15 protein-coding genes are annotated in these 15895 nt (G+C 43.3%); 9 read left to right on the forward strand and 6 right to left on the reverse strand.

All coding sequences use genetic code 11. The features are described 5' to 3' along the window. Positions 1-42 precede the first annotated feature (42 nt). On the reverse strand, positions 43-336 hold the full coding sequence (locus KCX82_RS15865; RefSeq protein WP_227019470.1) for a hypothetical protein: 294 nt from the start codon (positions 334-336) through the stop codon (positions 43-45). A gap of 466 nt (positions 337-802) precedes the next feature. Between KCX82_RS15865 and KCX82_RS15870 the strand changes: the two genes are divergently transcribed. From KCX82_RS15870 to KCX82_RS15890, 5 genes are all read left to right on the forward strand, one after another. After that, on the forward strand, positions 803-1237 hold the full coding sequence (locus KCX82_RS15870) for a MarR family winged helix-turn-helix transcriptional regulator (protein ID WP_227019471.1): 435 nt from the start codon (positions 803-805) through the stop codon (positions 1235-1237). Positions 1238-1306: 69 nt separating this feature from the next. Beyond that, complete coding sequence (locus KCX82_RS15875) at positions 1307-2947, forward strand: MDR family MFS transporter (RefSeq protein WP_227019472.1); 1641 nt, start codon at positions 1307-1309, stop codon at positions 2945-2947. 174 nt (positions 2948-3121) lie between these two features. Beyond that, complete coding sequence (locus tag KCX82_RS15880) at positions 3122-3889, forward strand: flavodoxin family protein (RefSeq protein WP_227019473.1); 768 nt, start codon at positions 3122-3124, stop codon at positions 3887-3889. 31 nt (positions 3890-3920) lie between these two features. Further along, entirely contained in the window at positions 3921-4508 is a 588-nt protein-coding gene (locus tag KCX82_RS15885; RefSeq protein ID WP_227019474.1) for a TetR/AcrR family transcriptional regulator, read from the forward strand. A gap of 62 nt (positions 4509-4570) precedes the next feature. Beyond that, complete coding sequence (locus KCX82_RS15890; protein WP_227019475.1) at positions 4571-5248, forward strand: DUF998 domain-containing protein; 678 nt, start codon at positions 4571-4573, stop codon at positions 5246-5248. A 75-nt stretch (positions 5249-5323) separates the two neighbouring features. Here KCX82_RS15890 and KCX82_RS15895 read toward each other — a convergent pair whose 3' ends face one another. Continuing rightward, entirely contained in the window at positions 5324-6283 is a 960-nt protein-coding gene (locus tag KCX82_RS15895) for a P1 family peptidase (protein WP_227019476.1), read from the reverse strand. Positions 6284-6471: 188 nt separating this feature from the next. Between KCX82_RS15895 and KCX82_RS15900 the strand changes: the two genes are divergently transcribed. After that, positions 6472-7986 carry an arylsulfotransferase family protein gene (locus tag KCX82_RS15900; protein WP_227019477.1) on the forward strand — a complete coding sequence of 505 codons (1515 nt, stop codon included), beginning with the start codon at positions 6472-6474 and terminating at the stop codon, positions 7984-7986. 10 nt (positions 7987-7996) lie between these two features. Here KCX82_RS15900 and KCX82_RS15905 read toward each other — a convergent pair whose 3' ends face one another. Beyond that, complete coding sequence (locus KCX82_RS15905; protein ID WP_227019478.1) at positions 7997-8596, reverse strand: TetR/AcrR family transcriptional regulator; 600 nt, start codon at positions 8594-8596, stop codon at positions 7997-7999. A gap of 156 nt (positions 8597-8752) precedes the next feature. Here KCX82_RS15905 and KCX82_RS15910 point away from each other — a divergent pair, with 156 nt between their 5' ends. Both KCX82_RS15910 and KCX82_RS15915 read left to right on the forward strand, forming a co-directional pair. After that, the gene (locus KCX82_RS15910; RefSeq protein WP_227019479.1) at positions 8753-9655 is read left to right on the forward strand and encodes an ABC transporter ATP-binding protein; all 903 of its coding nucleotides are present in this window, start codon (positions 8753-8755) and stop codon (positions 9653-9655) included. A 2-nt stretch (positions 9656-9657) separates the two neighbouring features. After that, a complete protein-coding gene (locus KCX82_RS15915; protein ID WP_227019480.1) occupies positions 9658-11271 on the forward strand; it encodes an ABC transporter permease in 1614 nt (537 codons plus the stop codon). Between the two features lie 49 nt (positions 11272-11320). Here the strand turns inward: KCX82_RS15915 and KCX82_RS15920 are convergent, their stop codons facing one another. The 3 genes from KCX82_RS15920 to KCX82_RS15930 are packed head-to-tail and all read right to left on the reverse strand — an operon-like array spanning position 11321 to position 14172. After that, positions 11321-11734, reverse strand: coding sequence for a hypothetical protein (locus tag KCX82_RS15920; RefSeq protein ID WP_227019481.1), 414 nt, complete (start codon positions 11732-11734; stop codon positions 11321-11323). Positions 11735-11764: 30 nt separating this feature from the next. Continuing rightward, positions 11765-12478, reverse strand: a complete 714-nt coding sequence (locus KCX82_RS15925) for a response regulator transcription factor (protein WP_227019482.1) — start codon at positions 12476-12478, stop codon at positions 11765-11767. 35 nt (positions 12479-12513) lie between these two features. After that, positions 12514-14172, reverse strand: a complete 1659-nt coding sequence (locus tag KCX82_RS15930; protein ID WP_227019483.1) for a sensor histidine kinase — start codon at positions 14170-14172, stop codon at positions 12514-12516. Positions 14173-14334: 162 nt separating this feature from the next. Between KCX82_RS15930 and KCX82_RS15935 the strand changes: the two genes are divergently transcribed. Further along, positions 14335-15801: a sodium:solute symporter family protein gene (locus KCX82_RS15935; protein WP_227019484.1), complete on the forward strand. Its 1467-nt coding sequence runs from the start codon at positions 14335-14337 to the stop codon at positions 15799-15801. Positions 15802-15895: the final 94 nt, after the last annotated feature.

The following is a 15895-nucleotide window of genomic DNA, read 5'->3' on the forward strand; positions in this document are numbered from 1 at the left end:
GATAGCGGGTAACGTAAAAAACAAAGCCTGTCTATCTGCTTTTTATAAATTTAAAAAACCTTCGTAGATCATTTCTTTGTTTTCTATCATAAGAAGTTCATTTGTACAGATGAGTTCAGGAACTTTTCTGCATTTAAAAACATGACTGTTCATTAAAATTTCTGAAACAAATTGAGAGCAAAAGTATCGGTTTTCCCTTTTTATAGGCCGCTTGAGCAGGACCCCTAACAGACCAAGAAAATTATATTTGTATTTCTTCTGTTCTTTCAGAAAATGATCAATCTGTTTTTCCAGCATACAATACTGTTTCTCCGTTATTCTGACTCTATAAATCATACACTCGCATTCGGAATACTTCCTGTAGACCCCTTCATATAGGTTTTCTACGACAAACCCGCCTGAGAAGGGATCTTCGGGGTTTGTTCTGCCAAAAGAATACATTTTAGTAAAGCTATTATCGAAACTGATAGAAGAATGCGCATATTTTATACGAGCAAATAGGTAGATCAGTTTAGAAAGCCAAGTTCCCGTTTTTGTAAAAATCAAGTATATATATCTATCATTCATATGATTATAATCCGATCCTTTCTATTGCCAAAGCAGCTTTTCAAAGTTAATAATTCTCCTATCACTAAAACGCATTACGGTAACCATAATCTTCAACGGACTCGTCTCTTTTTTGAGCAAACTATTTACTTATGAACGTTAAAATGTTAAACTAAAATAGTTTAATGTTAAAATATTTAATATTAAACTATTTTCAGGGTAAGTTATTGAATATTTTAGATAAAAGGAGCAGCATATGACCGATCATGAAGAGTTGCTAAAACTGTTTTACAATCTCTTAAAAAGAATGAAAAAAGAGTGGAACAATCAACTTCAAGGAATCAACCATTCTCAATATCTTATTTTAAAAAGCCTGAATCATTCAGGTCCTCAAAAAGCAGCTCAGCTTGCCGAACTGACGCAAACAACCCCCGGAGCCATTACCAGTGCCACGGATAAGCTGGTAGTGGAAGGATATGCGGAACGTAAAGGGGACAAAGAAGACCGGCGGGTTGTGTATCTGGAAATTACTGAGAAAGGGAAAGCTTTTGTAGAATCCCTGACCCAGGAGCAAAACAAGGTTACGATGAAATTTTTTCAGGGCCTTCCGGATGAAGATATTCAGCACCTTATTCGGATTTACCATAAAATATCCAATAACCTTGAACAACTTGAACAACTTGAACAATAAGTTTTTTGGTTACACCAAACCAAACTAATTCAGAGAGACTAATCGAACAGATCAGAGGAGACGAATCGAATGGAGCATTTGACCTATCAGCGCAAAGTTACGATCATGGCTGCAATTATTGCATCCATGTTCTTTTCTTCCATAAATCAAACCATCGTCGGAGTGGCGTTGCCCCGCATTATCGCCAAGTTGGGCGGGATGGAATATTACACCTGGGTTATTACCATATATCTTTTAACTTCAACAATCTCAACTATTTTAGTAGGAAAACTTTCGGATATTTACGGCCGGAAGTACTTCATATTATCAGGAATTGTGATCTTCATGGCAGGCGCATTCCTTGCCGGAACTTCAACGGATATTATTCAGTTAATCGTTTACAGAGGAATTCAGGGAACGGGAGCGGGCATTATCATGGCAACAGCCTTCACCGCCATAGGTGACTTATTTTCACCCCGTGAAAGAGGGCGATGGTCGGGACTTATGAGTGCTATTTTTGGGATGTCAAGTATCCTGGGCCCAGGTCTTGGCGGATATATCGTGGATCACTTCGAATGGCACTGGGTATTCTGGCTCTTCCTCCCCCTTGGAATTCTGGCCTTTTTTATGATTCTATTCCTTTTCCCTAAAGTGGAGAGACAGGAATCACAATCTATCGATTACCCGGGGTCCTTATTATTGACCCTTACCATTGTGCCGATGCTTCTGGCCTTCTCATGGGCAGGTACGAAATACCCGTGGAGTTCAACCATGATCATCGGACTCTTTGCCTTCACCCTTACCGCCTTAGTGCTTTTTATCTTTACGGAAAGGAAAGTAAAGACACCGGTTCTTCCACTGGATATCTTTAAAAACAGTGTGGTTACGATTTCGAATGTCATCGGTTTCATTATGAATGCCGGTATGATGGGAGCCCTTATGTATATGCCGTTTTATGTGCAGGGCGTTATGGGAATTTCTCCTACCTATGCCGGTTATGTTACAATGCCTATGTCTATCAGTATGCTTGCTATGAGTGCTTATACAGGACGACGAATGACAAAGACAGGGAAATACAAAAATTTGGCCCTGACTGGAATGGCCATTATGGTATTCGGAATGTTTTTAATGATCATCATGAAGAATATCCCTGTTGCAGTACTCAGCATGATTATTTTCGGTTCCGGCCTTGGACTTGGCATGCCTGTGTTCATGCTGGCTGTTCAGAATGTGGTTGATTCAAAGGATCTGGGGGTTGCCACCGCTTCCGTTCAATTATTCCGTAATCTTGGCGGAACCATCGGCATCGCTGTCATGGGTACGGTTCTTTCTACAAGCATAGCCAATAAAATGAATGGTTTGATTTCTGCAAGTGCCGGATTAAACTCTTCCGGACTGGACTCGGAGACGACGAAACAGTTGACTCGGTTAATGGATCCCCAGCTGCTTCTTGACCAATCCAAACTGAGCGTGATCCAAAACGGCCTTCCCGAGCAGGCTCAACCAGTCTTTGCTCAACTCCTGGAAGGATTACGACAGGCCCTGGCGACTTCTCTCTCCAATGTGTTCCTGACTGGAACCATTGTCCTTGTGGTGGCGCTGGTTCTAACCTTTTTACTGAAGGAGATGCCCCTTCGTACTACTGTTCATAAAGTAAGTGAACCAAGAATAGAAAATCAGCGAAATCTTCTCAGGATAGAAAATGAATATGACGAACTGACTTCAAGTTAAGCGTAATGTCATTCTGCCATGTTCTTTAAAACCACGAGCTTAGTATCAAAACATTTTGATTGACGGTAATAGAGATCTATGCTACGATATGAATGAATAAAAAAATATTCATTCATATCTTTTTTTGTAAATAAACTAAATGCTTTCTATTTTAAATAAGGGGTGATTCCTCGCATGAAAAAAATTACTGCATTCATAGGGAGTGCACGCAGAAAATCAACCTTTCAGGCAATTCAGGAATTTGAAAGAGATCTAAAGCAATACGGTGAAATCGATTTCGAGTATGTTTTTTTAAGTGAGTATCGACTGGAGTTTTGCCAGGGCTGCAAGGTATGCTTTGATAAAGGGGAGGAATTTTGTCCTCTGAAAGATGACAGGAATGTATTGCTTGAGAAGCTGGAACATTCGGATGGCGTTATTTTTGCTACTCCCAATTATGCCTTTCAGGTATCCGCACGTATGAAAAACTTTTTTGACCGGTTTGCCTATCTATTACATAGGCCGAGATTCTTTGGAAAAACTTTTACGGCAATTGTTACCCAGGGCATTTATGGCGGAAATAACATACTGAAATATCTTGAAAAAATGGGAGAAAATCTTGGTTTTCATGTGACAGCGGGCAGTTGTGTATCGACGCTGGAACCAATGAACGAGCAGCAGCAGAAAAAACTAAAACAGAAGATTCGGAAATCTTCTGAAAAATTTTATAAAGGGCTTGTTCGTTCGACACCGCCGGTACCTACCTTCTTTCGGCTGATGCTGTTCAGAATGTCGAGATCAAGTATTCAGTCTCTTGACGAAAGTTACTTTGATTATTTTTATTACAAAGAGAAAGGCTGGTTTGAGTCTGCTTACTATTATGACATCTCGTTAAGGCCGGTAAAGGAGATTGCAGGTTGTTTCTTTGATCTCCTGGGGCGTAAGATGGGTCAACACAAATAAAGAGGTTTGCAAAGACAGGGAGGGAACAGATTTGAACGATAAAAAAGCGGATATACTGAAGTGTGGAAGAGAGTTGTTCAGTACCAAGGGATTTAAAGATACAAATATAGCTGAAATAACAAAAATGGCCGGTATCGCTACCGGAACTTTCTACAACTATTATCCTTCCAAAGATAAGCTGTTTATGGAGATTTACCTGGAAGAAAACGTGAAATTGAAAAAGGAGATCATGGAGTCCGTTCACTTGGAAGACAGCCCCTTAAATGTCATGAAGGAAATTATGTTTTTAAATCTTCAGGGAATGGCTTCGAATCCTATCTTGAAGGAATGGTATAACAGAGATGTTTTTACCAGAATTGAACAAAGCTTTCGGGAAGAAAAGGGACTTGAAAGTGTTGATTTTCTATATGACAGTTTCGTTGAGATCGTAAAGAAGTGGCAAAGGGAAGGAAAAGTAAGAAACGACATTGAAGCCGAGATGATTATGGCCATATTTTCTTCTTTAGTAACGATAGAAACACACAAAGAAGAGATTGGGATAAAATATTTCCCGCAAGTTTTAGAGTATTTGGCGGAATTTACAATGAAAGGGTTGATGGATTGCTCCGACAAAGAATAAACCTCTCCAAGGAGCGGTCTGTAGGAAAATGTTTTAAGTAAGAAATTTTTGAGGGGTATAACATGAAACCAAAATTAATAACTGCAGTCAATGGCGGCAGAGAGCTTCAAACAAAGATATTCGATCAAAAGATCCTTTTTATCTGCGGTATCCTTTCTTCACTTCTGTATGTCAGTACTGACATACTTGCAGCCATGCAGTGGGAGGGCTACAGCTACACTTCTCAGGCTGTCAGTGAGCTGATGGCTGTCGGAGCTCCGACCAGGCCTTTTGTCGCTACACTTTTCAGTATCTATGATATACTTGTCATTGCATTCGGGATAGGTATTTGTCTGGCAGACAGCCGGAAGCGCGCACGCTTTACGGGAATTCTGCTGATAGGCAGCGGAATCGTGGGACTTGCAACACTGCTCTTTTTTCCCATGCACTTACGCGGTGCCGAAAAGACATTAAGCGATGTTATACACGCTATTTTTACAGGTGTAACCGTACTATTGATTCTTTTTTCAGTAGGTTTTGGAACTGCTTTATATGGAAAGCGGTTCCGACTGTATTCCATTGTGACAATTTTGGTGATCATCCTGTTTGGAGCTTTGGCAGGGATGGAAGGTCCCAAGGTGGCGGCACAGCTGCCGACACCCTGGCTTGGAATTATGGAGCGAATCAATATCTATTCTTATCTGTTATGGGTGTTGGTGCTGGCCGTGAAGTTCTTTCGCAATCAAAGTGTCAAGGCTTAACCAACGGCAGCAAAGCTCCTTCGCTTCCAGTGCTGACAGGGCAAGTCATGTTGCAGCTTTGCTTTGCCGTTTGTATTACGGAGTGCATCCTCCTGATTGTGCTGCCAGTGCTCCCCGTATAATAGCCTGCTCCAGGACTGTAGCAGCAGCTGTGCCAACCTGCGTTATAAGGGCGTCGCTGGAGAGGTTGCTGGTGTGCTGGCCCAGAGCAAGACAGAAGATGGTATCTCCGTCCCACTGCGTATGATTGGGGGAGATGGACCTCGCCATGCCATCGTCGGCGAGCCTTGCCACCCGGTTGGCTTCTGCTTTGGTCAGCCGCGCCGTGGTGGCCACTACCGCGATGGTAGTACTGGTGAAGAATAACGGTGACGGCACATTATGGAGCAATGCCTGGGTCTGATTGACAAAGTCTCCGTCAGGGCGAAGAGCGCCCACGACGATGCGTCCCTGGTCCCATATATCTCCGAGAGCATTGACGACTGCCAGCGCCGCCACCACGGGGCCTCCCGGAATGTGCAGAGAAGCAGTTCCCAGTCCGCCTTTCATTGGCCTTCCGTAGATTTTCCCTATCGTTGCCCCGGCTCCGGCACCTACATTTCCTTCTGCCAGGGGACCCCCATTTGCAGCCTGGCAAGCGGCATAAGCCAGAGCTGCATCAGGCGGAGGAGAACCCTGAGCGTAGGGAAGGTCGAAGATGACCGCCGCAGGGACAAGAGGAACCTCTGCGATCCTTTGTTCAGTAATCCAGCGCATGACTCCGCCAGTTGCAGGTAATCCGAAGAAACTGCCCCCTGTGAGGAGGAGGCCATATACGGGATATTCCGCGGTGCCGGCACGCAGGAAGTCTGTATTCTGGGTGCCGGGGCTGCCACCGCTTACGTCGACACCGGGCACTGCTCCGCTAGGACAAAGTATCACTGTACATCCGGTACGACCGCCTTTGTCCTCAGCGTTTCCCACAAGGACTCCGGGAATATCGGTAAGACCTCCCATCATTTTTATTTTTCTTTCCTGATATATTTGTTTATTCAATGATCTCACCTTTATCATTAAGACTAAATTAGTACATTTCATAATATTCCTGATGTGAAAACCATGTGATAGTTACACCTTGCCGGGCTGAATTTCATATTATATAATGCATAAGATCTCTGTGTCCGGTAAAACCAGGATTGCCTATATTTTACATATAAAGTAAAATATATAGGAGATGAATGGGAATGGATAACCGAATAAATAACTTTAGAGCAGAAATAGCATCACGAAACTATTTAGATCATGCGAGGCCACAGGTATGGAACTTTGTTTCAGCTCCTGCTTTGCATCCCATGAAGGTTACTATAAATGTAAATGAACCGGGTACAGCTCCCGGCTTCCTATTTGTCGCGCCATATACTGCATATGAGGAAATTATGATTGGGCAGACAGGCGCGCTTATTATGGATCAGATGGGTATTCCGGTCTGGTTCAGACCCCTTGGAAGCATCTACGTTCAAAATACGGACTTTAGAGTGCAATCCTACAAAGGCAGGCCGGTTCTTACCATGTGGCAGGGAACTATATCAGGAACTCAGTCTGCAACCCCTGATCTTCCGGCTGGAGATCCTGAGCCTGGGGCCTATTTTCAGATTCTTAATGAAAATTATAACGTGATTCAGAAACTTACTGCAAAGATGGGTTTTACTGCTGATGTTCATGAATTTACGATTACAAAACGAAATACTGCTTTGTTTACTGCTGTAAAACAAGTGCCGGCTAATCTGACTCCCTATGGAGGTCCTCCAAAAGGGTATTTTGATGACTATTCCATTCAAGAAGTCGATATCGAGACAGGACGACTTCTTTTTTTCTGGGATGTACTTGCTCATGTAAATCCGGCCGACTCGATGATACCCGCTTCATCTGCAGTAAGCTCCAATAATATCTGGGATTGCTATCACGTAAATTCAGTAGAAGAAGGGCCGAATAATACACTTTTGATCAGTATGCGAAACATGTGGGCCATATATAATATTGATAAAGAAACAGGAAAGATCATATGGCAGCTTGGCGGAAAACGAAGCAATTTTTCATTTGGTCCGAAAGCCGGTTTCGCCTGGCAGCACGATGCACGCTATAGACCAGGAAACCGGATCAGCTTATTTGATGATGCCTGCTGCGCTTCTTCAAGCTCTCCGCCGGAAGGCCAGGCACGTGGTTTGATTCTTCAGCTTGATTTTCAAAGCATGACGGCATACAAAGACCGAACGTATTATCACGATCCGGCGTTATATGTACCGAGTCAGGGAAATGTTCAAGGATTATCTAATGGTAATCAGTTCGTCGGATGGGGGCAGGAGCCTTATCTTTCAGAATTTGCATACGAAGGTAATACTTCAGAAAATCCTGCTTCAAATTTTTTATACGATATGCAGTTTCCTAATCAAAATCTTTCTTACAGGGCATTCAAGAACAAATGGGTAGGCTTGCCCCTTTATCCGCCAAGTATCGCTGTCAGACAATTATGTGAAGCTGTTATTGTTTATGCATCGTGGAACGGATCGACTGAAACCGCAGCTTGGCAGGTGCTGGCAGGTCCGACTTGCAATACCTTGTCGGTAGTAGTTCCCTGTATCCCCCGTACCGGTTTTGAAACGGATATTCCCGTTCCTTCAGCAGGCCCCTATTTTCAGGTGAAAGCGCTGAATGCACGCGGCCAAATCATTGGTATGTCGCAAATTGCTTCTGTATTATAAATTTGAAGTATTAAGATCCTTCGGAGATAGACTGTCCCGCCAGTCCGTACAGCATTAAATCACATAATTCTTTCAATAAATCTTTATTTCTATTCAGCAGCATATCAGGCTGCTGAATTACATTTTGATACATTCTTAAATAAAGCGTAGCTGCTTCTATAGATAGTTCTCTGCGAATATATCCTTCCCTGCGGCCCTTTTCGATAAATTTGCCTACGATATCAGGATATCTGTGTTGATAAAAATCATCTGCCAGCTTTTTTACCTCAGGGTCGGTATCAAGCAATGCTCTTAGTGCCTCCAGATTGATGTTGTCAATGAAATCATCACTCATGGAGACGGCACGCTTCATTAATTCAGGAAACGGCAGGTCCGTTTCCCATAGTTCTTTTCTTGCTTTCCAGCCGCTTTCAAGAAGGTTCATAACGGTATCCTTCATCAAACCTTCTTTGCTCCCGAAATAATTATAGATGCTGGCAGGGGCGACACCAGCCTTTTCAGCGATCTCCCCGATACTGGTTTTGTCTGTACCATACGCACAAAAAAGCTCTAAAGCAGCAGTGCGTATTTTATTTTTTTTCAACTCTGTTCTTCGTTCGTATCCGTTCATCCTTTTCACCTCAGCTTCATGATACTGTAATGATACTAAATGTTTTATAATGAGTCAATATAAAATATCCAAAACTATTGACGAAAGTCCGGAAATTGAATATTATAGAGATATATAATAAAACGTTATAAAACATATAAAACAGGAGGGATGGACATGAATGTAGTCGATATTCAAAAGCTAACCAAGTCCTTTGGTACCACCCAGGCATTAAAGGGAATTGATCTTACAGTACAACAAGGAGAAGTCCATGGGTTTATAGGACCCAACGGTGCCGGAAAGTCTACGACGATTCGTATTCTATTGGGGATTTTAAGAAAAACATCGGGAAAAGTGACACTGCTTGGAGGAGATCCCTGGCAGGATTCGGTGGAATTACATCGCCGGCTTCTATATGTCCCCGGTGACGTTACTCTGTGGCCCGACTTGTCCGGAGGCGAAACCATTGACCTGCTCGGGAGGCTGCATGGGGGACTGGATATTTCCCGAAAAAAACAACTGCTGGAACGTTTTCAGCTTGATCCGACCAAAAAGAGCGGAACCTATTCCAAAGGAAACCGGCAGAAGGTAGCTTTAGTGGCAGCCTTCAGCTGTGAAGCGGAATTGTATCTTCTGGATGAGCCTACCTCGGGACTTGATCCCCTTATGGAAGTGATTTTTCAGGAATGTGTAGCGGAAGTAAAAAAAGCCGGCAAGACTGTGCTTTTGTCCAGCCATATCCTTTCTGAGGTAGAGACCTTATGCGACCGCGTTAGCATCATACGGCAAGGGAAGATTGTGGAGTCGGGAACCATGTCTCAGCTTCGGCATCTCACCCGCACCACCGTCACCGTGGAAACCGACAGTACGGCCATAGAACTTGAAAAATTGTCCGGAGTTTACGACCTGTCCCGAAAGGGGCTTAAATATCGTTTTTCTGTAGATTCCAATTCCATGACAAAGGTGCTGGAGGCACTGCTGCCTTTGGGCATCAGATCTTTGACAGCCGAACCACCCAGTTTGGAGGAGTTGTTCATGCGGCATTATGGTGATGATCTTCAAGAAAAAGGAGGAGTTTAGAGATGAAAACCAGGAATTTTGCAGGCACCAAAATACTTTTCAGATTATATCTGCGCCGAGATCAGTTCCTGCTGTTTGTTTGGATATTTCTACCCACGATCTTGCTTCTGGCAAATGCGGCTACCTTTATTGCTATGGACAACCATGGACAGGGACTACAGAAGGCTCTTATTGAATTTAACAAGGATCCTTTGATTACAGCACTTCTCGGTCCGGTTATGTCTATGAATCTTCCCGGAGCACTGGTATGGCGGACTGTTTCGCTGCTCGCCTTGTCATTGGGAATGGGTAGCCTGCTTACCGTAATTCGGCACACCCGTACAGATGAAGAAACGGGCCGCAGTGAGTTGATTCGTGCCTGTATCGTGGGCCGCTATGCAAACCTCACTGCCGCATTGATTTTAAGCTACGCTTCAAATTTAACAGCAGGAGTGCTGATTGCCTTGAGTCTCATTGGACTTGGCGGTGCTGTCGGCAGCTCCTTTCTGTTTGGAATGACCATGTCGATAATCGGATGCTTTTTTGCCGGAATAGGTGCTTTTAGTGTCCAGCTGCGGGAAAGCAGCGGAAGTGCCCGAGCCATTGGGGCGGCGGCTTTGGGTTTAGGAGTCATGCTGGCAATTTTAAATAACTTCGGAGGAGGCGATACCTTATTAAGATGGATTACTCCCATGGCATGGCAGCGGGTAACCCGGCCATTTGCCGGCAATCATGAATGGAACTTACTGTTTTTTGCAGCAATTGCAGTGTTACCGGCAATCATTGCTTATGTACTTTGTGCTCGAAGGGATCTGGGATCAGGAGTTCTTTTGGCCCGCTCCGGTCGGCGTGAAGCGGCTCTCTATTTCTCCAGCCCTTTGGCGCTGGCCTGGAGGCTGCATAAGGGCAGTTTCTCCGGCTGGATGGTGGGTACAGTATTGTATATTGCTGTGTTTGCAGCTATCTCTCCCGTTTTATCCAATGCAGGGGGGATGAGTGATTGGCTGACGAATCTGGGCGGTACAGATTGGACGGATGAGGCGGGTTTGGGTTATGTCTTTATCAGTATAGGCATCTACCTGATGTCACTAATGGTAGCTGTTTACGCTATGTCTGCTGTGTTATGTCTGAAAAAAGAAGAAAAGGAAGGCAGAACAGAAATGCTGTTGGATAAGCAAGTCGGCCGAATCCGATGGATGAGCAGTCATTTGGTTGTCGCATTCTCAGGCTCTGCTGCATTGCTGTTGGCTATGGGTACTGCCGGAGGATTGATTTATGGGCTTGCAGCCGATGACTTAAGCAATCACTTTTGGCACATTTTTATGATGAGTATTTCCAAAATACCGCCGGTATGGTTACTTGCAGGTATAACCTCTTTCTTATATGGATTATGGCCTCGAGTTACCGTACTGGGTTGGGTTCTTTGGCTGTCGTTTACCTTATTGGAAGTCGCCTGGGAAGCACAGGTTATTGATTGGTCACTGATGCATATTTCTCCTTTTTCCTATGTCCACTATACGATTCATATTTCGAATTTACCGCTGCTCCCTTTGTTCTGGCTGATTTGCCTTTCTGCCATCTTTATAGGGCTCGGGTTGTTTGGATTCAGAAATAGAGATGCTTTCACGAAAGCATAAATAACAAAAGTAGGTTGTTAATTTTGATTACCAACCTACTTTCCATACATCAGCTCCGGATTCCTTCCGCCCTTTGCCCCGGCGGCGCCACATCCAGTCTTTTTCGCCGCATTGCTTCATACAGAAGCTTTTTGGAATTCACAGAGACGGAATCTGCAAAATTTACTTTATTGTATAAGGAGAGCAAATTGGATCCCCCCAACATCCGTACCACATCAAAAGAGATATTCATCATCTTTGAAAAACTTACGACGTTTTCATCGGTAAGCTCACTATCCAGCTTTTTCCATGCTCGTTTTAAGAGGTGAATGGTAATTGCAAGATAAAGGATTAGGCCTATCAGTATGTAAGGCAATACTGCAACAGCATTTACTTTTATCATGCGAGATAGCCCATCATCGGGTGAAAAATAGTAGAGTCCGGCTAAAATGATAACCAGTAGTATAAATTTGTTCCTGCTCATTGTATCCTCCGCTGTAAAAAATCCTGGTATCTATTTAAATAACGATTGGTTAAATTTATAGCCCACACCGCGTACGTTGAGTATATATCGAGGATTATTCGGATTTTCCTCGATTTTTTTACGAAGATTGCTGATATAAACCATGATCGTTTTGGAGTCGTTTTCCATGCAGTTGGTTTTCCAGACTGTTTCAAAGATCCTGTCTGCAGAAAAAACCTTTCGCGGATTCTCCACCAAAAGTTTCAGAATTTCAAACTCTTTTGACGTCAGCGCGATCTGCCGGCCGTTTACAGACAGCTCATGGGTATCAAAATCTATAATCAGCCCGTCAAATTCATAAATGTTATTCTGATTTTCAGCTGCCAGGTTGGACAGGGAATACTGTCTCCTCAAATGTGCCTTGATCCTGGCCACAAGTTCGCCGGGCATAAAGGGCTTTGTCATATAGTCATCGCCGCCTGCAGACAGGGCTATTATTTTATCAATTTCCTGTGTCTTGCAGCTCAGGAATATGATCGGTGCATTGGATGTTTTTCTGATTTCCAGCGAAAGAGAGGAACCTTCTGTATCCGGAAGCATAATATCCAGGATAATCAAGTCGGGCTTTTCTTTCTTTAACAAAGCTAATGCCTGTTTACCGTTGTGTGCAGCGATGGGAGTAAAATGTTCTTTTGTCAGATAAGCGCAGACCAGCTTGGTGATTTCTACTTCATCATCGATAATTAGTATTTTTTCCTTAGCCATTTTTACAACTCCTTAAAATAAATTGGACCCGCCACCTAGCTAGGCGGGGGCATATTCCCCGCTTCGTTATATAATGGGATAGTGAATATGAATTTGCTGCCGGCAAAATCAGGGTTACTGACTGCTGTTATTTTACCGCCATGAGCGATGATAATCTCTTTGCAGATGGTCAGACCGAGCCCTCGTCCTTTAATTGCCGACGCATTGCTGTCTCTGAAAAACCTGTCAAATATATAGGGCAGCTTATCCGGGGGGATTCCGATTCCGTAGTCTCTTACGGAAACCACGAAGTTTTCCTCGGAAGGATCCAGGTCGAAGCTGATAACAATTTTTTTATGATCTGCAGAATATTTGATAGCATTCACAAGAATGTTCGAAAATACTTGATTAATTCGGTTTTGGTCGGCAATGATCCAATGCTTCTGCAGTTTATTGGAATCGGCAATCAACTCCACTTCGAATCCGGAAGCTTCTATATCTGCCAGGTTTTCCCTGATAAGATAATCCATAATATCAGTGATCGTATAGGTGATAAAGTCGAAGGTAAATTGATGTGTTTCCATCCTTGAAAGCTGATCCAGATCATCGATCAGATTCTTGAGAAGCATGGTCTTGGATGTAATGATTTTCATGGCTTCATTCCGCTCGTTTTCACTGCTGAGGGTACCGTCTTCAATTGCTGTCAGATATCCTGCGATGAGGGTGACGGGAGTCCTGAGCTCATGTGAGATATAGGAAAGCTGCTTGTTCCGGTTTTCTTTTTCATTGATCTGCGTCAGCTCGGCATACTTCAACATAGAGATGTCCCGAAGAATCCCTTCCACCGCAAAAGGTTGCTCCTTTTCGTCCTTTAAAACCGTAAAGTTGATCTCACCCCAAAAGGTCTCGCCGTTCTTTCTGATGATGGGAATGATATGCTTGTCGGTATGTGCAATATTGCCGTGGAATGCATCATCGACGATATCAAAATAATGATCTGTAACAAGCTGGACATAAAGCCTCGGATTGTTGTAAAAATCCGAGGGGTGGTATCCGGTAAGCGTATCAATGGACGGAGAAACATACTCAAAAGCCTCGTAAGGCTTTAGTCTGTAATAAAATATGGCATCCTTGGCATTATCCACAACCGTTCGGTACAGGGCATCCGCAAGGCCGGATTTACTGCTCATGTATTCGATATATATGGTTAGGATACAGAAGTTTACTACATTTGAAAGTATAATTTCGATTACATAAGTGTTGTCTGATAAATGTGAAAAAATAGCTGCAAAGGATAAAACGGTCTTACCGATTCCCCATATCAGAAAGACCAGAAGTGAAATCATCTTTTCCGCGCTGGAAATGTTCCAGTATTTTGCAATGATATAGATTGTAAATGCTGTGATGATGATCTGATATACGGAAATTGGCAGATAAAAAGCATATAGATCAAAGCCGTAGATCATGCAGATAATCGCCAGGAGAACCAAATACAGTGAAAACCGATACCAGTATGCCGGTATTTTAATATGGATAAAAGCATAGGAACCAAAAAGCAAAAGAAGGAGATTAAACATATCAACGACTTTTCTCAGTTCCAGAAACAATATGCTTTGGGTGTTCAGAAAAAACACAAGGCATAACAGACTGACGGAATAAGCAATCCAGGAAAAACCCCAGAATTTCAAGACCGTTTCCTGTTTGTGAGAGAACATGTAAAAGTATGAAATTGAGATTACAAAGGAGAATATTGCAAAAAATAAAAGTAAGTTTAAATACATATTAACCCTCCAATATCTTTCATTATAGTTTATAATGATGATAGAATAAAGCGGAAATTGGAGTTTTTTATCGAAATTGCTCTTATGGAGGACATCATGGTAACCAATGCTATTGTGCTGATGATTGTAAGCGTTTTTGCATTTGTACCTTTGCTGCTGGCAGAGGTTGCGAGAAATAAATCCCTTCCTACGACTCTTGATTTCATCCTTCAGGGAAGAAAGCTCGGTTTGTTCAGCATGTATGCCACCGTTTTTTCGACCTGGATGAGTGCATTTGCATTTATTGGAGCAATCACCTATTTCTACGAGGAAGGGCCCATCTACATGACCACGGTGGGGTGGGATGCTCTCTTCGCGGTGCTGTTTATTCTCGTCGGAAAGAGGCTGTGGTTCTATGGAAAAACTCATAACTATATGACGCCCAGAGATTTTTTCAACGATATATACGGCTCGGAAGCACTGAACCTGATCGTTACGATCATAACCATCGCGGGAACGATGATCTATCTCCAGGTGCAGATTCTGGCTGGTTTTTTAATCTTAAGCGTTTCAACGGAAGGAATTATTTCTCTGCACGTGAGCGGGATCATTTTCTTTGCCATTCTTGTGATTTATATATGGGCCGGCGGACTCAGGGCGGTGGCGCTGACGGACATTTTCTACGGCGCATTGATCGTTGTTGCCATTATCAGCTCGGGAATCTTTCTGATCTATACGGCAGGAGGCGTAAAACACACCTTTGACCTGCTCATTGAAAGTGACCCGGCAAACGTTTCGATCGTAGGCGTGGATGCCGGCAAACGAATCGGCATGTGGCTTGCTTTATTTATCCTGGTTCCTGTGGGGGCCTTTATGGGACCTCAGATATGGATCAGGAATTATGCATCGGCCAGTGAAAAGAACTTTGACGTATTGCCGCTGCTTCTGTATCTGTCCTCTATCATCTGTATCGGGACTCTTTTTGCGGGAAGCGCAGGTACCGTTTTAGCAGGCGAAGTAGAGAATCCGGATTCGATCCTTGTCAAACTGATACGGGAATATGCACATCCTTTCTTTTACACCTTTATTATCGTTGGTATCTATGCTGCCATTTTTTCCACTGCAAACTCGCAGGTGCATGCTTTGTCTGCCGTGTATACCATTGACGTGCATAAGAGATATATCAACAAGAACCTGTCCGACAGAGGGCTGCTGCTTGTGGCCAAATGGACAGTGCTGCTCATATCGGTTATTGCTTATATCCTGATTCTGCTGATTCCTCAGAATATTTTTGATTTAGGCATTGTAGCACTTGGCGGAACAGCCCAACTATTTATCCCTGTAGTGGGCGCGCTGTTCTGGAAGAAATCCTCCTCACGTGGCGCAGTCGTCGGAATCCTTGCAGGGGAAGCCATCTTCTTTCTGAGCGTAGCCCTGGTCGAATGGGATACCAGTCTGAGCGCAATCGCAGGACTGCTATGCAACTTGCTCGTATTTATTGCGGTAGGACGCTGTGATACCAATTATCTGGTAGCGGCAAAGATCGAAAGTTATAAAAATGAATATCATTCGAAATGCAATTAATGACAAAATAAAGAAAATCCAAGGGCATTGGGTATAAAAATGAAATAAAAAATAATGGTAATCCACTCTGACATCGAGTGGATTTTTCTTTTGC

Origin of the sequence: Sinanaerobacter chloroacetimidivorans, from assembly GCF_018128545.1 — a bacterium.
Taxonomy (GTDB): domain Bacteria; phylum Bacillota; class Clostridia; order Peptostreptococcales; family Anaerovoracaceae; genus Sinanaerobacter; species Sinanaerobacter chloroacetimidivorans.